The organism is Leisingera sp. S2M4, assembly GCF_055398055.1.
Map to the genome: position 1 here is coordinate 663,781 of NZ_AP040861.1, position 17,916 is coordinate 681,696.

General features: G+C 66.2%; 19 protein-coding genes. 12 read left to right on the forward strand and 7 right to left on the reverse strand.

The features are described 5' to 3' along the window. The first annotated feature begins 26 nt into the window (after positions 1–26). From thiC to ACZ52D_RS03260, 7 genes are read left to right on the forward strand one after another with little or no spacing between them, the layout of a single operon-like run. Positions 27–1,853, forward strand: coding sequence for a phosphomethylpyrimidine synthase ThiC (gene thiC, locus ACZ52D_RS03230; RefSeq protein ID WP_222455228.1), 1,827 nt, complete (start codon positions 27–29; stop codon positions 1,851–1,853). Beyond that, positions 1,850–2,818, forward strand: coding sequence for an FAD-dependent oxidoreductase (locus ACZ52D_RS03235; protein WP_464442531.1), 969 nt, complete (start codon positions 1,850–1,852; stop codon positions 2,816–2,818). The genes thiC and ACZ52D_RS03235 overlap by 4 nt, the downstream gene beginning before the upstream one ends. After that, on the forward strand, positions 2,787–2,984 hold the full coding sequence (gene thiS, locus ACZ52D_RS03240; protein WP_222455230.1) for a sulfur carrier protein ThiS: 198 nt from the start codon (positions 2,787–2,789) through the stop codon (positions 2,982–2,984). Before ACZ52D_RS03235 ends, thiS begins: the two co-directional genes overlap by 32 nt. Before the next feature lie 4 nt (positions 2,985–2,988). Next, positions 2,989–3,771 carry a thiazole synthase gene (locus ACZ52D_RS03245; protein WP_417474149.1) on the forward strand — a complete coding sequence of 261 codons (783 nt, stop codon included), beginning with the start codon at positions 2,989–2,991 and terminating at the stop codon, positions 3,769–3,771. After that, on the forward strand, positions 3,771–4,364 hold the full coding sequence (locus ACZ52D_RS03250; protein ID WP_464443109.1) for a thiamine phosphate synthase: 594 nt from the start codon (positions 3,771–3,773) through the stop codon (positions 4,362–4,364). Before ACZ52D_RS03245 ends, ACZ52D_RS03250 begins: the two co-directional genes overlap by 1 nt. Beyond that, positions 4,361–5,332 (forward strand): ThiF family adenylyltransferase, encoded by a 972-nt coding sequence (locus tag ACZ52D_RS03255; RefSeq protein WP_464442532.1) that lies wholly within the window; start codon positions 4,361–4,363, stop codon positions 5,330–5,332. The genes ACZ52D_RS03250 and ACZ52D_RS03255 overlap by 4 nt, the downstream gene beginning before the upstream one ends. After that, entirely contained in the window at positions 5,329–6,033 is a 705-nt protein-coding gene (locus ACZ52D_RS03260; protein ID WP_464442533.1) for a hydroxymethylpyrimidine/phosphomethylpyrimidine kinase, read from the forward strand. Before ACZ52D_RS03255 ends, ACZ52D_RS03260 begins: the two co-directional genes overlap by 4 nt. On the opposite strand, the gene ACZ52D_RS03265 is transcribed toward ACZ52D_RS03260, so the two are convergent. The 3 genes from ACZ52D_RS03265 to ACZ52D_RS03275 all read right to left on the reverse strand — a co-directional run bounded on the left by ACZ52D_RS03265 (position 6,034) and on the right by ACZ52D_RS03275 (position 8,906). Beyond that, a complete protein-coding gene (locus tag ACZ52D_RS03265; RefSeq protein ID WP_222455235.1) occupies positions 6,034–6,600 on the reverse strand; it encodes an isochorismatase family protein in 567 nt (188 codons plus the stop codon). Positions 6,601–6,719: 119 nt separating this feature from the next. Further along, positions 6,720–7,646 (reverse strand): ornithine carbamoyltransferase, encoded by a 927-nt coding sequence (argF, locus tag ACZ52D_RS03270; protein ID WP_464442534.1) that lies wholly within the window; start codon positions 7,644–7,646, stop codon positions 6,720–6,722. A 78-nt stretch (positions 7,647–7,724) separates the two neighbouring features. Further along, complete coding sequence (locus ACZ52D_RS03275; RefSeq protein WP_464442535.1) at positions 7,725–8,906, reverse strand: acetylornithine transaminase; 1,182 nt, start codon at positions 8,904–8,906, stop codon at positions 7,725–7,727. Between the two features lie 415 nt (positions 8,907–9,321). Here ACZ52D_RS03275 and ACZ52D_RS03280 point away from each other — a divergent pair, with 415 nt between their 5' ends. Then, on the forward strand, positions 9,322–10,227 hold the full coding sequence (locus ACZ52D_RS03280) for a DMT family transporter (RefSeq protein WP_464442536.1): 906 nt from the start codon (positions 9,322–9,324) through the stop codon (positions 10,225–10,227). A gap of 22 nt (positions 10,228–10,249) precedes the next feature. Here ACZ52D_RS03280 and ACZ52D_RS03285 read toward each other — a convergent pair whose 3' ends face one another. Beyond that, the gene (locus ACZ52D_RS03285; RefSeq protein WP_222455240.1) at positions 10,250–11,062 is read right to left on the reverse strand and encodes an ABC transporter permease; all 813 of its coding nucleotides are present in this window, start codon (positions 11,060–11,062) and stop codon (positions 10,250–10,252) included. A gap of 156 nt (positions 11,063–11,218) precedes the next feature. On the opposite strand from ACZ52D_RS03285, the gene ACZ52D_RS03290 reads away from it, so the two are divergent. After that, a complete protein-coding gene (locus ACZ52D_RS03290; RefSeq protein WP_222455241.1) occupies positions 11,219–11,818 on the forward strand; it encodes a GcrA family cell cycle regulator in 600 nt (199 codons plus the stop codon). 130 nt (positions 11,819–11,948) lie between these two features. Here ACZ52D_RS03290 and ACZ52D_RS03295 read toward each other — a convergent pair whose 3' ends face one another. After that, the gene (locus ACZ52D_RS03295) at positions 11,949–12,473 is read right to left on the reverse strand and encodes a YHS domain-containing (seleno)protein (protein WP_464442537.1); all 525 of its coding nucleotides are present in this window, start codon (positions 12,471–12,473) and stop codon (positions 11,949–11,951) included. A gap of 250 nt (positions 12,474–12,723) precedes the next feature. On the opposite strand from ACZ52D_RS03295, the gene yghU reads away from it, so the two are divergent. Then, positions 12,724–13,596 (forward strand): glutathione-dependent disulfide-bond oxidoreductase, encoded by an 873-nt coding sequence (gene yghU / locus ACZ52D_RS03300; protein WP_464442538.1) that lies wholly within the window; start codon positions 12,724–12,726, stop codon positions 13,594–13,596. Between the two features lie 290 nt (positions 13,597–13,886). Here yghU and ACZ52D_RS03305 read toward each other — a convergent pair whose 3' ends face one another. Both ACZ52D_RS03305 and ACZ52D_RS03310 read right to left on the reverse strand, forming a co-directional pair. Further along, positions 13,887–14,693 (reverse strand): SseB family protein, encoded by an 807-nt coding sequence (locus ACZ52D_RS03305; RefSeq protein ID WP_464442539.1) that lies wholly within the window; start codon positions 14,691–14,693, stop codon positions 13,887–13,889. Next, positions 14,690–15,295 carry a uracil-DNA glycosylase family protein gene (locus tag ACZ52D_RS03310; protein WP_464442540.1) on the reverse strand — a complete coding sequence of 202 codons (606 nt, stop codon included), beginning with the start codon at positions 15,293–15,295 and terminating at the stop codon, positions 14,690–14,692. The genes ACZ52D_RS03305 and ACZ52D_RS03310 overlap by 4 nt, the downstream gene beginning before the upstream one ends. Before the next feature lie 270 nt (positions 15,296–15,565). On the opposite strand from ACZ52D_RS03310, the gene ACZ52D_RS03315 reads away from it, so the two are divergent. Further along, a complete protein-coding gene (locus ACZ52D_RS03315) occupies positions 15,566–16,225 on the forward strand; it encodes an ABC transporter ATP-binding protein (protein ID WP_222455246.1) in 660 nt (219 codons plus the stop codon). Continuing rightward, positions 16,203–17,888, forward strand: coding sequence for a KpsE/RkpR family capsule polysaccharide export protein (locus tag ACZ52D_RS03320; protein WP_464442541.1), 1,686 nt, complete (start codon positions 16,203–16,205; stop codon positions 17,886–17,888). The genes ACZ52D_RS03315 and ACZ52D_RS03320 overlap by 23 nt, the downstream gene beginning before the upstream one ends. Positions 17,889–17,916: the final 28 nt, after the last annotated feature.

Here is a 17,916-nt window from a genome sequence, read left to right on the forward strand (position 1 = left end):
GAGTCTCGGCTTCGAGGAGCACCAAAATGAACGTCCCAAACCCCAAGATCACCACGGGCGCCCTGCCCGCTTCGCGCAAGATCTACGTGAACGGCGAGGTCCACAAGGACATCCGCGTGCCCATGCGCGAAATATCCGTCCACCCCACCGCAGGCGAGGATCCGCTGCCGGTCTATGACAGCTCCGGCCCCTATACCGACCCGAACGTGCTGACCGACATCCGCCAGGGCCTGCCGCAGCTGCGCCGCCAGTGGATCCTCGACCGCGGCGACGTCGAAGAATACCAGGGCCGTGACGTGAAGCCGGAGGACAACGGGTTCGTCGAAGGCGACCGGCTGGTGCCGGAGTTCCCCGTGAAACCCACCCCCCTGCGCGGCAAAAACGGTGCCGCACCGACCCAGCTGGCCTATGCCCGTGCGGGCATCATCACGCCGGAGATGGAGTTCGTCGCAATCCGCGAAAACCAGCTGCGCGAGCTGTCGCCCTGCCACGGCAAGCGCGACGGCAATGACTTCGGCGCCAACATCCCCGACTACGTGACCCCGGAGTTCGTACGCCAGGAAATCGCCGCCGGCCGCGCCATCATCCCCGCCAACATCAACCACCCGGAAATCGAGCCGATGATCATCGGCCGCAACTTCCTGGTGAAGATCAACGCCAACATGGGCACTTCTGCCGTCACCTCCTCGATGGAAGAGGAAGTGGACAAGCTGGTCTGGGCGATCCGCTGGGGGGCCGACACGGTGATGGACCTGTCGACGGGCCGCAACATCCACAACACCCGCGAATGGATCATCCGCAACTCGCCGGTTCCGATCGGCACCGTGCCGATCTACCAGGCGCTGGAGAAGGTCAACGGCATCGCCGAGGACCTGACCTGGGAGGTGTTCCGCGACACGCTGATCGAGCAGGCGGAACAGGGCGTCGACTACTTCACCATCCACGCGGGCGTGCGTCTGCACATGGTGCCGATGACGGTGAACCGGGTCACGGGCATCGTCTCCCGCGGCGGCTCGATCATGGCGAAGTGGTGCCTGCATCACCACAAGGAGAGCTTCCTTTATGAACATTTCGAGGAAATCTGCGACATCTGCCGCCAGTATGATGTGAGCTTCTCGCTGGGCGACGGGCTGCGCCCCGGCTCGATTGCGGACGCCAATGACGAGGCGCAGTTTGCCGAGCTGGAGACCCTGGGCGAGCTGACCAAGATCGCCTGGGCCAAGGACTGCCAGGTGATGATCGAAGGGCCGGGCCATGTCGCCATGCACAAGATCAAGGAGAACATGGACAAGCAGCTGGAGTGCTGCCACGAGGCGCCCTTCTACACGCTTGGCCCGCTGACCACCGACATCGCGCCGGGCTACGACCACATCACCTCGGGTATCGGGGCGGCGATGATCGGCTGGTTCGGCTGCGCGATGCTGTGTTATGTGACGCCCAAGGAGCACTTGGGCCTGCCGGACCGCGACGACGTGAAGACCGGCGTCATCACCTACAAGATCGCGGCCCATGCTGCCGATCTGGCCAAGGGCTTGCCGGGGGCGCAGCGCCGCGACGATGCGCTGTCCCGTGCCCGATTCGAATTCCGCTGGGAGGATCAGTTCAACCTCTCGCTGGACCCGGACACTGCGCGCGAGTTCCACGACCAGACCCTGCCCAAGGAAGCCCACAAAGTGGCGCATTTCTGCTCCATGTGCGGGCCCAAGTTCTGCTCGATGCGGATCAGCCACGACATCCGCGCCGAAGCGCAGAAAGAGGGGATGGAGGCAATGGCCGCCAAATTCCGCGAGGGCGGCGAGCTTTATGTGCCTGCAGCCGAAGCGGCGGCGGCCAAGACGGAACCGGCGGAATGATCACCATCGCAGGCGCGGGCCTTGCCGGCCTCGCCTGCGCCTATGAGCTGGCGCAGCGCGGCGCGGCGGTCACCCTGTATGAACGGGGGGACACCCCGGGCGACAGCAGCGTCGCGCGCTATGCGGGCGGCATGCTGGCCCCCTGGTGTGAGCGCGAAAGCGCCGAGGAGGAGGTCATCACCCTCGGCAGCCGCGCCGTCGACTGGTGGGAAAAGGTCACGACCGTCCACCGGCGCGGTACGCTGGTGGTGGCACCATCCCGCGACCGGGCAGAGCTGACCCGCTTTGCCCGCCGCACCAGCAACCACCGGGCCGTGGCCGGGGCCGCGATTGCGGAGCTGGAGCCGGCCCTTGCCGGGCGGTTTGCCCAAGGGCTGCTGTTCGAGCAGGAGGCGCATCTGGACCCGCGGCGCGCCCTGCGCGACCTTGTGGACAAGGTGCGGGCACTGGGGGTGGAGATCCGCTGTGGCGGCCCGGCCCCCGCCCGCGTCACGCTGGACTGCACCGGCATGGCAGCCCCGCTGCCCGGCCTGCGTCCGGTGCGCGGCGAGATGGCGATCCTGCATTGCCCGCAGGTGGAGATCCGCCGCACCCTGCGGCTGCTGCACCCGCGAATGCCGCTGTACCTGGTGCCGCGCGACGAGGGGCTGTTCATGATCGGGGCCACCATGATCGAGAGCAGCTCTGTCCGCCCCGTCACCCTGCGCTCGCTCGCGGAGCTGCTGAACGCCGCCTACACGCTGCATCCCGGCCTCGGCGAAGCCAGCGTGGTCGAGACCGGCGCGGGGCTGCGCCCGGCCTTTGCCGACAACCTGCCGCGGCTGACCGAACAGGACGGCACGCTGTACCTTAATGGCCTCTATCGCCACGGGTTCCTGCTGGCCCCTGCCATGGCGCAGCAGGCCGCGGACCGATTGTTACCGGAGACATCTGATGAAGATCATCGTGAATGCCAAACCGCATGAAGTCGCGGCAACCGACCTGCAGTCCGTGCTGGACGAGCTGGGCTTTGCCGCCTCGGCCGTCGCGACCGCGGTGAACGGCAGCTTTGTCGCCCGCCCCAAGCGCGCCGAGGTGACGCTGGCCGACGGCGACCGGCTGGAAGTGCTCGCCCCGATGCAGGGAGGCTGAGATCATGAGACTTTATGGAACCGACGTCGCCTCGCGGCTGCTGCTGGGCACCGCGCAATATCCCTCTCCGGCCGTGCTGGCAGAGGCGGTGAAATCCAGCGGCACCGGCATCATCACCGTGTCGCTGCGCCGCGAAACCGCCGAGGGCTCCGGCGCGGGTTTCTGGGACGGGTTGCGCGACACTGGCTGCCGCATCCTGCCCAACACCGCCGGCTGCCACACGGTGCAGGAGGCGGTGACCACCGCCCATATGGCGCGGGAGCTGTTCGACACGGACTGGATCAAACTGGAGGTGATCGGCCATGCCGACACCCTGCAGCCGGATGTCTTCGGCCTGGTCGAAGCCGCGCGCATTCTCTGCGCCGATGGCTTCAAGGTCTTTCCCTACACCACCGAGGATCTGGTGGTGGGCGAACGGCTGCTGGAGGCGGGCTGCGAGTTGTTGATGCCCTGGGGGGCGCCAATCGGCTCGGGTCAAGGCTTGCGCAACCCGGACGGCCTGCGGGCGATGCGGGCGCATTTCGCAGGCGTACCGCTGATCGTCGACGCCGGCATCGGGCGCCCGTCGGATGCGACGCAGGCGATGGAGCTGGGCATGGATGCGGTGCTGTTGAACACCGCCGTGGCCAAGGCCGGCGATCCTGCCGCGATGGCCCGGGCCATGGCGCTGGCTGTTGACGCGGGCCGTGCCGGATACCTTGCCGACCCGATGGAGCGGCGCGACATGGCGGTGCCCTCGACGCCGGTTCTGGGACTGGCCGAACTCAACATGACGGAGACCGCATGATGGAGCGTTTCTACCTGATCGTCGGCCATGTCGGTCGGCTGGAGCTCTTGGTGCCGCAGGGCGCGAGGCTGGTGCAGCTGCGCATCAAGGACCAACCCGAACCGGAGGTGCGCCGCCAGATCGCCCGCGCCCGCGACTTCTGCGCGGTCCATGACGCCCAACTGGTGGTGAACGACTACTGGCAGGCGGCGTTGGATCTGAATTGCAACTTTGTCCACCTTGGCCAGGAGGACATGGAGACCGCGGATTTCGCCGCCCTGCGCCGCCGCGGCGTGCGCTTTGGCCTCTCCACCCATGACGAGACGGAGCTGGAGCGCGCGCTCTCCCATGATCCGGCCTATGTGGCGCTGGGGCCGGTCTATCCGACACTGCTGAAGAAGATGAAATGGGGGCCGCAGGGGCTGGAGCGGGTGACCCGCTGGAAACAGATGGCGGGCAAAACGCCTCTGGTGGCGATCGGCGGCCTGACGCCCGAGCGCCTGCCCGGCGTCTTCGCCGCCGGTGCCGACAGCGCGGCGGTGGTGACCGACATCCAGCGGGCCGCCGACCCGGAGGCGCGCACCCGGGAATGGGCCGAGGCCTGCCGCGCATGAGCCGCTATGCCCGCCAGATGATCCTGCCGGAGGTCGGCGCCGACGGCCAGGCGCGGCTGGCGCGCGCCCATGTGCTGGTGGTGGGGGCTGGCGGACTGGGCTGCCCGGTGCTGCAGTATCTGGGCGGCGCCGGGGTCGGGCGCCTCACCATCGTGGATGGCGACGTGGTGGAGGAAAGCAACCTCCACCGGCAGGTTCTGTATGCCATGCAGGACATTGGCCGACCAAAGGCGGAAGCCGCGCAGGCGCGGCTGCTGTCCGCCAACCCGGCGCTTGAGGTCACCGCACTGGCGCAGCCGCTGGACGCCGCCAACGCCGCCGCATTGGTGCAGGCTGCGGACCTGGTGGTCGATGCGGCGGACAGTTTCGCGGTCTCCTACATTCTGTCGGACAGCTGCCGCGCAGCGGGCAAGCCGCTGATTTCGGCCTCGGCACTGGGGCAGTCCGGCTATGCCGGCGGGTTTTGTGGCGGTGCGCCATCCCTGCGCGCGGTCTTTCCCGACCTGCCCGCCCGCGCCGCCACCTGCGCTACGGCGGGCGTCATGGGGCCTGCCGTGGGCATGATCGGCGCCCTGCAGGCGCAGTTGGCGCTGAAGGTGCTGCTGGGCCATCAGCCCAGCCCCTGCGGCCAGCTGTTCAGTTTCCGGTTGGAGGACCTGCATGTCAGCAGCTTCCGCTTTGACGGCGCGGAGGAACCCGAGGCTGCCCTGCCCTTCGTCGCCACCAGCCAGATCACGCCGCAGGATGTGGTGGTGGAGCTGCGCCCCGAGGAGGAAGCGCCGCGGATGGCGGTGCCGCAGGCGCAGCGCATCGCGCCCGCGGATCTGGCCGCAGCCGACCTGCCGCGCGGGCGCCGCATCGTGCTGTGCTGCCGCAGCGGGCTGCGCGCCTGGGGGGCCGCCGCGACCTTGCAACAGGCGGGCCACCGCAGCCTTGCCCTGCTCGCCGCCGGAGACAGCCCCGCATGAGCGCAATCCTGGCCATCGGCGGCACCGACAGCAGCGGCGGCGCGGGACTGAGCCGCGATGCGGCGATGGCGGCCGCCCTTGGCGTCACCCTGCGCCCCGCCGTCACCGCCGTCACCGTGCAGACGGATGCGGCGGTACTGGCCGTCCACCCCTGCACCGCCGAGGCCGTGGCAGATCAGATCGCTGCCGCGCTGGCCACGCCCGCCCCGCCCGGCGCGGTGAAGATCGGCATGCTCGGCTCCGCCGCGGTGGCAGATGCGGTGACCAACGCCCTGCCCGACGATCTGCCCATCGTGCTGGACCCGGTGCTGAAGGCCACCTCTGGCGGGACGTTGATGGCGGCGGGCGGTTTTGGCGCGCTGCTGCGCCGGGTTGCGGTGGTGACCCCCAACCTGGATGAGCTGGCAGCGCTGTCTGGCTGCAGTGGTGACCCGGCCCGGCAGGCGGCAGCCTTGCTGGCGCAGGGTGTGCAGGCGGTGCTGGTCAAGGGCGGCCACGGCCGCGGCGCTCTCAGCACCGATGTGCTTTACTGCGCCGATGGCAGCACTGTTGCCTTTGAAAAACCCCGGCTGGGCGTCTCGAAGCGTGGCACCGGCTGCAGCCTGGCCACCGCGATTGCCTGCCATCTGGCCCTGGGCGCGCCGCTTACAGAGACCTGCCGTGCCGCCAAGGAGGCGGTGCACCGCTGGCTGCAGGAGTGATCAGGCAGCGGGCAGCCTCTCCAGTACCTCCGCCGCTGGCAGCACGGTGCCGAAGCCGGCCTGCAGCGCCGACAGGGTCACCTCCAGCACCACTTCGGCATCTAGGTCGCCGCCCTTGCGCGCAGGCAGGGCAAACGCCACCAGCGCGTCCTCGACGACCTCGATCTCGAAGCCGAGGTTGGCGGCAGACCGCGCCGTGGAGTTGACGCAGAAGGCAGCAACCCCGCCGACAATCACCAGCCGGGTGACGCCACCCGCCTGCAGATGCGCCGCCAGCCCGGTGCCGACAAAGCCGGAGGAGCCGGTTTTCCAGAACACCGCCTCCCCTTCCGCAGGGATGGCGCAAGGAAGGGGCTGGCCGCTGGGCAGATCGCGGCGGAACTTGCTCTCGGACCGGGGATCGTCGTGCAGCACATGCACCACCGGCAGCCCCGCGGCGCGAAACCCCGCCGCCAGTTCCGCCACCCGCTGTTCCGCCTGCGGATTGGCCTGCGGCCGACCAGCCGCCGCCACATTGGCCATCTCCTGCTGCATGTCGACAATCAGCAGCGCCGTGTTTTCATACATCAAAAAACCCTCGCGGAGGCATTCGCCGCGAGGGTTGCAGATCCGCGCCACCGAAGCCAGCGCAAACATGTCGTCAATACGGCCTCAGCACCGCGGTGCCGAAAAACCGGGCAATCGGCTCAGCCCTCGAGGCACCAGCGCATGATCGCCTTTTGCGCGTGCAGGCGGTTCTCGGCCTCGTCGAAGATCACCGACTGCGGGCCGTCCATGACGGCGGAGGTCACTTCTTCTTCGCGGTGCGCGGGCAGGCAATGCATAAACAGCGCATCCGGCTTGGCGTGCGCCATCAGTGCATCGTTCACCTGATAGGGACGCAGCATGTTGTGGCGGCGTTCCTTGGAGGACTGGCTGTCATGCATCGACACCCAGGTATCCGCGACCACCAGGTCGGCGCCCTCGACCGCCTTGGCGGCATCGCGTTCGATCACCACCTTGGAGCCGGCCTTGCGGGCGAGGCCTATGAACTCCTCCTCCGGGTCCAGCTGCGCCGGGCCGGTAAAGGTGAGGTCGAAGCCGAACTGGCCCGCGGCGTGCAGGAAGGAGGCGCAGACGTTGTTGCCGTCCCCGCACCAGACCACCTTCTTGCCCTTGATCGGACCGCGGTGCTCCTCGTAGGTGAGGATATCGGCCATGATCTGGCAGGGGTGGGTGCGGTCGGTGAGGCCGTTGATCACCGGCACATCGGCGTATTCCGCCATCTCGGTCAACACGGTCTCGTCGAAGGTGCGGATCATGATCATGTCGACATAGCGTGACAGCACGCGGGCGGTGTCGGCGATGGTTTCGCCGTGGCCCAGCTGCATGTCCTTGCCCGACAGCACCATGGTCTGGCCGCCCATCTGGCGCACGCCGACGTCAAAGGATACGCGGGTCCGGGTCGAGGGTTTTTCGAAGATCAGCGCCACCATCCGGTCCTTCAGCGGCAGCTCGTCGTCGAGCGCGGCCTTGGGGCGCCCCTGACGCGCCTGCTTGGTGGCGCTGGCCTGATCGATGATCCTGCGCAGGTCGGCCGGGTCGGTTTTGTGGATGTCGAGAAAATGATTCATGTCGGTATCGCTTTGTTCTGGCGAAGGCCGGGGGCGCCTGCCCCCGGACCCCCGGGAGTATTTATGCAAAGGTGAAGGTCAGGGGTTGCCCGCGCTCAGGCTTGTCGCCACCGCGTCCAGACGGCGGTGGGCTTCGGCGATGTCGTCGTCCGTCAGGGTCAGCGGCGGCAGCAGGCGGATCACGTTGTCCGCAGCCGGGACGGTGATCAGCTCATGCTCGTAGCCTGCTTTCACCACGTCGAGGTTTGCCGCCTTGCACTTGAGCCCCAGCATCAGACCCGCGCCGCGCACCTCCTCGAACACCTCGGGGTGATCGGCGACCAGCCCCTCCAGCTTTTGCCGCAAAAGGCCCGCCTTGCGGTTCACCTCGGCGAGGAAGGCCGCGTCCGCCACGTGGTCCATCACCGCGCAGCCCACCGCGCAGCCCAAGGGGTTGCCGCCATAGGTGGAGCCATGGGTGCCCGCGGTCATGCCGCTGGCGGCCTCTTCGGTGGCCAGCACCGCGCCCAGCGGGAAGCCCCCGCCAATGCCCTTGGCCACCATCATGATGTCCGGGGTGATGCCCGCCCATTCATGGGCAAACAGCTTGCCGGTGCGCCCGACGCCGCATTGAACCTCGTCCAGGATCAAGAGCAGGCCGTGTTCATCGCAGATCGCGCGCAGCGCCTTCAGCTCGGCATCCGGCACCGCGCGGATGCCGCCCTCACCCTGCACTGGTTCGATCAGGATGGCGGCGGTCTGTTCGGTGATGGCATTGGTCACGCCGTCCAGATCGCCGAACATCAGATGCTTGAACCCCGGCAGCAGCGGGCCGAAGCCCTTGGTCATCTTCTCCGAGCCTGCTGCGGCAATGCCGGCGGAGGAGCGGCCGTGGAAGGAGCCGTCGAAGGTGATGATCTCCACCCGCTCCGGCTGGCCTTTGTCATGGAAATACTTGCGCGCCATCTTCACCGCCAGCTCACAAGATTCGGTGCCGGAGTTGGTGAAGAACACGGTGTCGGCGAAGCTGTGCTCCACCAGCTTGTCCGCCAGCGCCTGCTGCTGCGGGATGTGGTAGAGGTTGGAGACATGCCACAGCTTCTGCGCCTGGCTCGTCAGCGCCTCGACCAGCGCCGGATGGGCATGCCCCAGCGCGTTCACCGCAATGCCGGAGCCCAGGTCCAGAAAGCGTCGCCCGTCGGCCGTGGTCAGCCAGGCGCCTGCGCCTTCGACGAATTCAAGCGGCGCGCGGTTATAGGTTGGCAGAACGGACGGGATCATCGGGATCATCCTTTTCAAAGATAGAAGCCAAAGCTGTGACGTAAGCTTGGCCTTGGGTCAACGGTGGAACACTGGTTTCAATTGGGGAATGTGCCACGGGTCGGGCACAACGGATCAAAGGGCCGGTCACGCCAGGCGGCGTCGGCGTCGCGAGATGGTGATATATGCGCGTTTGATCATAGGCAGGTTCCATAACGGAGGATTCGGCAAAAGAAAACCCTTTTCGGATGCTCGTGCGGACAATCCGCCATCCCTGCTCTCGCCCCTGTTGGCTTTGCCTGGATCGGAAACCTGGCAATGGGAGCGGACGCGCCGCCATTGACGCCGACCGACCAGCAAGTTCCGGCGGCACAATTGGGCCTGTGCCACATCCTTTCCCCTTGAAACGCGCCCCCGGTTGGCGCACCGCTACGCCATGCACAGTGCCCCCTCACAGAACCCCGCCCTCGCCGCCAGCCTGATCGTGGCAGCGACCACATTCATTGCCGCCACCACGCTCCTTGCCAAGGCGCTGGGGACGGATGCTCTGGGGGCGCCGCTGCACCCGATGCAGATCAGCCAGGGGCGGTTCATGTTTGCCTTTTTCGGCATTTCGGCGGCGGTGCTGACGCTGCGGCCGCGCTTTCACCGGCCGCACTGGGGGTTTCATATCGGGCGCACCTCCTGTGGCTGGGCGGGGATCACGCTGCTGTTTGCCTCCGTCGCGCATATCCCGCTGGCGGAGGCCACCGCGATCAGCTTTCTGAACCCGGTCTTTGCCATGCTGCTGGCGATCCCGCTGCTGGGGGAGCGTGTCGGCCCCTGGCGCTGGGGCGCGGCGGCGATCGCCATGGCGGGAGCGTTGATCCTGCTGCGCCCCACTCCGGCCGGGTTTCAGCCCGCGGCGCTCTTGGCGCTGGGCGCGGCGGCGGTGATGGGACTGGAGCTGATCTTCATCAAGAAGCTGTCGGGTCGCGAGGGGCCGCTGCAGGTGCTGTGGGTCAACAACCTGCTGGGGCTACTGATCGCCAGCTGCGCGGTGCTGCCCGTCTGGCAGATGCCCAGCGCGGCGCAATGGGCGGCGCTGGCGGCGCTGGGGCTGGTGATGGCCTGCGCGCAGGCCTGTTTCATCAACGGCATGGCGCGGGCGGATGCGTCCTTTGTCGCGCCATTCAGCTATGCCACGCTGGTGTTTGCCGCCGTCTATGACTTTGCCGTCTTTGGCGTGGTGCCGGACTGGGTCACGGTGCTGGGGGCCGCCATCATCCTTGTCGGCGCCGCCGTGCTGGCCTGGCGGGAGACAAGACCGCGGCCGGCAGGGCCACCGCCCGCCTCGGTCTGATCGACGCCCTGCCCGGCTGGGTTCAGGGCTTCAGCCGGTAGCCCGTGCGCAGCATCGACCAGGCCAGCAGGCACACTGCAAAGGTGGCGCCGCTGCAAACCGCCAGCCCCAGCCATGGCGAGCTGTCAGAGGTGCCGATCACCCCGAAACGCACACCGTCGATCAGGTAGAACACCGGGTTCAGATGCGAGATGGCGCGCAGCACCGGCGGCAGCGCCTCGACCGAATAGAAGGTGCCGGACAGGAAGGCCAAGGGGGTCACGATGAAGTTGGTGATCGCCGCCATCTGGTCGAACTTGTCAGCAAAGACGCCCGCGACGATGCCAAGCCCGCCGAGGAAGGCCGCGCCGAGCACCACGAAGACCAGCGCCACCAAGGGATGCGCGGGTACGATCTGCAGCACCGCCATCAGCCCCAGTCCGATGGCCAGCGCCACCATGATACCGCGCGCCACCGCGCCCGCCAGGTAGCCCAGCAGGATCTCCAGCCCCGACAGGGGCGGCATCAGCGTGTCGACGATATTGCCCTGCACCTTGGAAATCACGATCGAGGATGAGGTATTGGCGAAGGCGTTCTGGATCACCGTCATCATCATGATGCCCGGCGCAAGGAAGGTCAGGAACGGCACCCCCATCACATCGCCGCGTTTCGGCCCGATGGCGATGTTGAAGATCATCAGAAACAGCGCCGCCGTCATCAGGGGCGCCAGCAGGGTCTGAGTCCAGACCACCAGGAATCGCTTGACCTCGCGCCAGGCAAGCGCCTGCAATCCCAGCCAGTTGATGCGCCCGAAGCGGCGCGCGCCCAATTCGACCTGATAGCCCTGATCTGCCATGCTGCCCCCGATTTTGTTGCATTGCCTGCATAACGGCTGCGTCATGAGGCGCAAGGTGCCTTGTAACTCCGCCCACAGTGATTAAAATGGGGCGATCACCGGAATAGGATGGCGGCCGCAGAACACTGGGGCCGCTATTAGCTTGAAAGGCAACATATGTCCTGGACAGACGAGCGCGTCGAACTGCTCAAGAAAATGTGGGGCGAAGGCCAGTCGGCGAGCCAGATCGCCAAGGAACTCGGCGGTGTGACCCGCAATGCCGTGATCGGCAAGGTGCACCGACTCGGCCTGTCCAACCGCAACAGCGGTGGCACCAAGGCGGCAGAACCCAAGGAAAAACCAGCAGCGGCACCGGCTGCAGCGGCACCGAAACCGGCCGCGGCCCCGAAACCCAAGCCGCAGCCGAAGACCGAACCGGCACGTCCCGCCGCGGCCCAACCCGCCGCCTCGGAGGCCAAGCCCGTGACCCCGGCCCGCCGCCAGATCATCCCGGCCGGGCAGCCGCTGCCGCCGCAGCCCTCGGCCAATGAAATCAGCCCCGAGGCGCTGGCCAAGGTAAACGAGGTCGAAAAGAAGGCCAAGAAGCTGGGCCTGATGGAACTGACCGAGCGCACCTGCAAATGGCCCGTGGGCGACCCCGCGACCGAAGATTTCTGGTTTTGCGGCCTGCCCGCCCAACAGGGCAAACCCTATTGCGAGGCGCATGTTGGCGTGGCCTTCCAGCCGATGTCCTCCCGCCGCGATCGCCGCCGCTGAACCACGGCTGCCCGCCTGAAATGCCTGCGCCCCGTGCCAATTCTGGCGCGGGGCGTTTTTATTCCATCCTGAGGCACCGCTTGCCGGGCTGGTTGCCGTTCTGGCCGCTCCGGCGCAGCGCGGCGCGCGCTCAGCTGCCTTCGGGCGCCACGGAGGTGAATTTCGGGATCACCCGATCCGAGGCCGCATCCGGCTCAATCTTGGGCCAGTTGCCTTCGGCGAGCGTGATGTGGCCCGGGATGTCCTCTTCCCAGAAACCGACGACCACATCGGTGATGTTGAGATACAGCTTGTCGTCAACGATGCGCCACAGGTTCGGGTTGCCCGGCACCTTGCCGCCCTTGGACACGCCGTAGGCACAGTGACCATCATACTGCGGCGCGTAGTAGGCCGGGTCTTCAAGGAATTTGTCACGGTTTTCTTCGCTGGCAAAGGCCCAGGTCGCACCGTTGTATTCAACCGTGATCGAGGCCTTGCCCGGCACCGCCCCGGTTTGCGGCGTGCCCACCGGCTGCGCTGCAAGACTGCGGTAGGCGACCACGTCATAGCCGGACACCGCATAGCCGGTGCTATCAACATATTGTTCACCGGCAATCCCCGGCGCGGCCATGGCAAGGCTGAGCGCCGTCGCGGCAGCAAAAAGAAAACGCTTCATCGGAATATCCCTTTCATCGGTGACGGCGGATGCCTCACAGACGCAGATTACACGGCACCCGGCAGATGCGAAGGCCCCCTCACGCCCCTGTGTCCGGGGACGAGACTTCGTGAGCGCGCTGTAAAATTTCCGTGCGACCGACCTTCCAGTCATTGGAATATTTGCGTGCTCTGCTTATCTGTGTGCAAGCCACTTGCCGCCATGCGGCGAAGCTCCGCGATCACGAAACAGTCACGCAGGGACACGACAGATGAGCGACACAGCCTACACCCCGCCCAAGGTCTGGAAATGGGAACAGGAGAACGGCGGCCAGTTTGCCTCCACCAACCGCCCCATCGCCGGTGCCACCCATGACAAGGAACTGCCAGTTGGCGAACACCCGCTGCAACTCTATTCTCTGGCAACCCCGAATGGCGTCAAGGTCACCGTCATGCTGGAGGAGTTGCTGGCCAAGGGCCACGCCGGGGCGGAATACGATGCCTGGCTGATCCGTATCGGAGATGGCGACCAGTTCGGCTCAGGTTTTGTGGAGATCAACCCGAACTCCAAGATCCCGGCCCTGATGGACCGCAGCGGAGAGACCCCGGTGCGGGTGTTCGAAAGCGGGTCGATCCTGGTGCATCTGGCCGAGAAATTCGGGGAGTTTCTGCCCAAGGATGGCCCCGCACGCATCGAAACGCTGAACTGGCTGTTCTGGCAAATGGGCAGCGCGCCCTATCTGGGCGGCGGTTTTGGCCATTTCTATGCCTACGCCCCCGAGAAATTCCAGTATCCGATTGACCGTTTCGCGATGGAGACCAAGCGGCAGCTGGACGTCTTGGACCGGCAACTGGCCGAGCGTCCGTATATTGCCGGGGACGACTATACCATCGCCGACATGGCAATCTGGCCCTGGTACGGGCAGCTGGTTCTCGGACGCCTGTACGATGCGGCAGAGTTCCTGGACGTCGAAAGTTACAAGAACGTGGTCCGTTGGGCCAAAGAGATCGACGCCCGCCCGGCGGTCCAGCGCGGCCGGATGGTCAACCGCGCCTTTGGCGATCTCGAAATGCAGCTGCATGAGCGCCACGACGCCAGCGACTTTGAAACGCGTACTCAAGACAAGCTGGAAGCCGCGGAATAAGCCGCGCATCCAAAGCACAACCGGCGCGGCAGCCCGCGCCAGTGGGCGTTCGGGTATCCCCGGACGCCCATCTACATTCCAGGGCTAGACGCTGCGCGCACGGGCGGCACTTGCCCCCCCCGTCGTGACACGCCTCGATGGAACGATAGATCAAAGCCGCTCGCCGTGGCGCCTGCACACCTACTTGAGGGCGGGAGCCGCGCTGTGCGCCAGCACAGCGCCACGCCCAACTGTGAGGCCCATTCCAAAAATGGGCTGGAGCAGGCGGGAGCGCGCCGCGGTGGGACCGCTCACACCAGGCGGGGCGGTTTGTCCGGGTTGCTGCCGGGAATTTCCGGCTGGTAGATCTTGGGTTCTTCCGGCTGAGGCAGGTCGAACTTCAGCCCCACCCGCGCCAAGCTCGCCGCCACCGGGCTGTCTGCCTCGAAGAAAGCGACATCCATGGCGCCGGCCTCAATGCCCGAGAAAGTCAGTGCCTCCCCTGCTGCCTTGGCCAGCGATGGCTGTGCCGCCTCCCGCGCGCCGACAAAACCCAAAAGATGCCCCATGCCGCCATCCGCATAGCGCACCCCGACCAGATAGGCCGCGGCAGCCAGGCCACCGGCGGTCGCCAGCTTGGCATCCAGCGCCGTCAGAAGCGCCTCCGGCAATCCCTTGGGCGGCGTGAATTCGGAGACATCGCCCTCCAGCTCCTCCGGCGCGTGGCCCAGGGTCTGATGCAGCCAGCCCACCGCCTCGGCGGGGATCAAGATGGAGGACGGAGCCACTTCCAGGTTCACGCCGAGACCGATCCCCTGCCCGGCCAGCATCTGCGCCACGACCCGCCCGGACAACGCGGCATAGGGCACCGGTTGGCCTGCAAACTGCGCCAGCCGCTCCTCGCGGTCGAACACCAGCACAAAGCTGCCTTCGGGCGTTTCGAACAACGCCGGGGAAATCCGCTCGCCCACGGCCTCCTCTGTCAGCATGAGAAACAGCTCCGCATCGGCCAGCCGCTCGTAGAACCGCAGCCGGGCGGCATCCTCCTCAGGTCTGGCCTCCATGGCCGCATGGGCCTGATCCAACGGTGTCAGCTCCTGCGGGGTTTCGTCAGTCATCTCATCAGCTCCTTCACTCGGGCGCGCAGAACCGGCAGCAGCTCCGCCTCGAACCAGGGGTTCTTCTTCAGCCACCCGGTATTACGCCAGGAGGGATGCGGCAAGGGAAAGACGTGTGGCGCGTGATCCCGCCAGCTGCGCACCACCTCGGTGACCGAGGCCCTGGTGCCCAGATGATAGCGCTGCGCATGCCCGCCGACGAGCACCCGCAAACGCACCCCCGGCAGCTGCGCCATGACCTGCTGGTGCCAGGTCCGGCCACAGACCGCCGGGGGTGGCAAATCGGCCTTGTTGCCGTCGTAGCCCGGGAAGCAGAACGCCATCGGCACCACCGCGACCCGGTCCCTGTCGTAAAATTCGTCCTCCGTCAGCCCCACCCAGTCGCGCAGGCGATCACCGGAGGCATCGGTGAATGGCCGCCCGCTCTGATGCACCCGCAGCCCCGGCGCCTGCCCCGCCACCAGAATGCGCGCGGGGCCGCGGAACCAGACCACCGGGCGCGGCGCATGGGCGGTGGCGGTGGCGGCAAACCGCGCCGCGCAAATGCGGCAATCGCGGATCTGCGCCTTCAGCGTCTCGGTGTCCTGACTGTTCTCGACCATGCGCTCCCCTGGCCCCCTCCCCATCGCGGCGCGTCCGCGACTGTACGTTTGCAACACCGACGCCTTGCCGTCAGCGCCCCATCCGCGCCATAATGGTTAAGGCCTTATTGATAAATCATGTCACAATTCGACATAATAAAGCCCAAGTCACGACGTAGGCCATTAATACTCTTTTGATAAGAAAGAGCCGTCGGGCGGGTCGAAACGCCTGTCACGCGAGAGGCAAAGAGAGCCCGACAGCGGGCCATACGGGCAACACCGGAAGCAACGATGCTAGAGTTTGAAAACGTCAGCAAGTCCTTCTGGACGGGGACCCAGCGCAAGGTAATCCTTGATCGCGTGTCGTTTCGCGTCGAGCCGGGCAACTCGCTGGGGGTTCTCGCGCCGAATGGCACCGGCAAGACCACGCTGATCAACATGATGGCCGGGCTGGAAAAACCCGACGAGGGCGAAATCCGCCGCGGCTGCAAGATCTCTTTTCCGCTGGGGTTCATGGGCGGGGTGATCAGCCGCCTGTCAGCCATGGAAAACAGCCGCTACATCGCCAAGCTTTACGGGCTGGACCCCGATTACGTCGAGGCCTACTGCCGCTGGCTGTGCGGGCTGAAAGAATATTTTGACCAACCGATTGGCACCTATTCCGCGGGCATGCGGGCACGGTTCAGCTTTTCGCTGATGCTGGCGCTTGATTTCGACATCTACCTCATCGACGAGGGCATGCCGAGCACCACCGACGTCGAGTTCAACCGCAAGGCCGGCGAAATCCTGCAGGAGCGGTTGCAGACCACCACCATCGTCATCGTCTCGCACCAGGCCAAGACGCTGGAGAAATTTGCCCGCTCTGCGGCGGTCCTGTTGCAGGGGCAACTGCATATGTTTGACACTTTGGAAGAAGCGAAGCAGCTCTATGACTACGAAACCCAGAGCTAGAAAATTCCGCATCCGCCGTAGCGGCGCTGGGTCGGACGAGGGCAGTGCCTCCGGTGCCGCGCAGTCTCATGCGGCAAGTCCAGCTCCGGCGACGCCCCAGGAGGCAGCGCAAATGGCTGCCGCCGCGGCGGCGCGACCCGCGGCCGCCCGGTCTTCTGCAGACCACGCCCCCACCGGCACGGCACGCTCGGGGATGGTCAGTTCCGCCCGCGAAACCAGAATGGAAACCGATATCGAGGCAATCCGCAACGAAGGGCTGACCGGCCGTCAGCTGCGACTGGCGCGCCGCATGGCGCAAAAGCACAACCTGTCACCAACCTCGGATTTCGAAGCGGTGCGGATGTTGCGGGAACGCGGCATCGATCCGTTCAAACGCGCCAACATGCTGGAGCTGGTGGTGCCGCAGAACAAGGCGCGGCCCGAAGGCACCCCGATCGCTCCGGGATCTGTCCAGCTGCCGCAGACGGTTCCGACCGGCAAGAGCACCCTGCCCTCGACCGAGCTGAGCCCGGCGGAACGGCGCAACCGCGAAATCCAGGAGATCCAGCGCGACATCGCCCGCCGCCGCCGCCGCCGCCTGGCGCTGCTGCTGACCCGGCTGGCATTCTTCGTCATGCTGCCGACGCTGATCGCCGGCTATTACTTCTACGCGGTGGCGACACCGATGTATTCTTCCAAGTCGGAGTTCCTGGTTCTCAAGGCCGACAGCGCAGCAGGCGGCATGGGCGGGCTGCTGTCGGGCACCCAGTTTGCCACCAGCCAGGATTCGATCGCGGTGCAGAGCTACCTGATGTCAAAGGAAGCCATGCTGCGGCTGGACCGCGAGGCCGGCTTCAAGGCCCATTTCACCCAGGAGTGGCTGGACCCGATCCAGCGCCTGGAAAGCAACCCCACCAACGAGGAAGCCTATGAGACCTACACCCGCAACGTTCGGATCGGCTACGACCCGACCGAGGGTGTGGTGAGGATGGAAGTCTCGGCGGCGGACCCGGAGGCGGCCGCGGAGTTTTCGCGCAAGCTGATTTCCTATGCCCAGGAGAAGGTGAACAACCTGTCGCAGCAAAAACGCGCCGACCAGATGTCGGAAGCCGAAGCCGCTTTGAAGGATGCCCAGCGGGAACGCCGCGCCGCACAGGAGCGTCTCGTACGGTTGCAGCAGCAGGGCTCTGTCCTAGACCCGGAGGGTGTGGTTGCCTCCCTGCGCCAGCAGATCAGCACCTTTGAAATCCAGCTTGAGGAAAAGCGGCTGGAACTGGCCGCCCTGCAGGACAACCCCCGTCCCAACCGGGCCAAGGTCTCCGGTGCCGAGGCCGACATCAGACGACTGGAAGCCGTCATCGAAAGCCTGAACAACCGCATGGTCAATGCCTCGGAGGGAGAAGACTCCCTGGCCAACCTGCGCATCCAGATCCAGATGGCACAGGCCGATCTGGCCACGCGCGATCTGATGCTGCAATCTGCCTTGCAGCAGGTCGAGACCACGCGCCTCGAGGCCAACCGTCAGGTTCGCTACCTCACCACCGCGGTGGAGCCGGTTCCCAGTCAGGAACCCGCCTATCCGCGCAAGTTCGAGAATACCGTTTTGGCATTTCTGATCTTTTCCGGTATCTACCTGATGTGTTCGCTGACCGCTTCCATCTTGCGGGAACAGGTCTCCTCCTAACGCCATCGGGCCAATACCATCGGGTACC

Coding starts and splice junctions, on each gene's coding strand:
- ACZ52D_RS03265 (WP_222455235.1), bottom strand. CDS start 6,600: ATGTATGAAAACACGGCGCTGCTGATTGTCGACATGCAGCAGGAGATG.
- ACZ52D_RS03320 (WP_464442541.1), top strand. CDS start 16,203: ATGACTACGAAACCCAGAGCTAGAAAATTCCGCATCCGCCGTAGCGGC.
- ACZ52D_RS03260 (WP_464442533.1), top strand. CDS start 5,329: ATGAGCGCAATCCTGGCCATCGGCGGCACCGACAGCAGCGGCGGCGCG.
- ACZ52D_RS03310 (WP_464442540.1), bottom strand. CDS start 15,295: ATGGTCGAGAACAGTCAGGACACCGAGACGCTGAAGGCGCAGATCCGC.
- ACZ52D_RS03315 (WP_222455246.1), top strand. CDS start 15,566: ATGCTAGAGTTTGAAAACGTCAGCAAGTCCTTCTGGACGGGGACCCAG.
- ACZ52D_RS03255 (WP_464442532.1), top strand. CDS start 4,361: ATGAGCCGCTATGCCCGCCAGATGATCCTGCCGGAGGTCGGCGCCGAC.
- ACZ52D_RS03250 (WP_464443109.1), top strand. CDS start 3,771: ATGGAGCGTTTCTACCTGATCGTCGGCCATGTCGGTCGGCTGGAGCTC.
- ACZ52D_RS03305 (WP_464442539.1), bottom strand. CDS start 14,693: ATGACTGACGAAACCCCGCAGGAGCTGACACCGTTGGATCAGGCCCAT.
- ACZ52D_RS03235 (WP_464442531.1), top strand. CDS start 1,850: ATGATCACCATCGCAGGCGCGGGCCTTGCCGGCCTCGCCTGCGCCTAT.
- ACZ52D_RS03285 (WP_222455240.1), bottom strand. CDS start 11,062: ATGGCAGATCAGGGCTATCAGGTCGAATTGGGCGCGCGCCGCTTCGGG.
- ACZ52D_RS03275 (WP_464442535.1), bottom strand. CDS start 8,906: ATGATCCCGTCCGTTCTGCCAACCTATAACCGCGCGCCGCTTGAATTC.
- thiC (WP_222455228.1), top strand. CDS start 27: ATGAACGTCCCAAACCCCAAGATCACCACGGGCGCCCTGCCCGCTTCG.
- ACZ52D_RS03295 (WP_464442537.1), bottom strand. CDS start 12,473: ATGAAGCGTTTTCTTTTTGCTGCCGCGACGGCGCTCAGCCTTGCCATG.
- ACZ52D_RS03280 (WP_464442536.1), top strand. CDS start 9,322: ATGCACAGTGCCCCCTCACAGAACCCCGCCCTCGCCGCCAGCCTGATC.
- thiS (WP_222455230.1), top strand. CDS start 2,787: ATGAAGATCATCGTGAATGCCAAACCGCATGAAGTCGCGGCAACCGAC.
- yghU (WP_464442538.1), top strand. CDS start 12,724: ATGAGCGACACAGCCTACACCCCGCCCAAGGTCTGGAAATGGGAACAG.
- ACZ52D_RS03290 (WP_222455241.1), top strand. CDS start 11,219: ATGTCCTGGACAGACGAGCGCGTCGAACTGCTCAAGAAAATGTGGGGC.
- ACZ52D_RS03245 (WP_417474149.1), top strand. CDS start 2,989: ATGAGACTTTATGGAACCGACGTCGCCTCGCGGCTGCTGCTGGGCACC.
- argF (WP_464442534.1), bottom strand. CDS start 7,646: ATGAATCATTTTCTCGACATCCACAAAACCGACCCGGCCGACCTGCGC.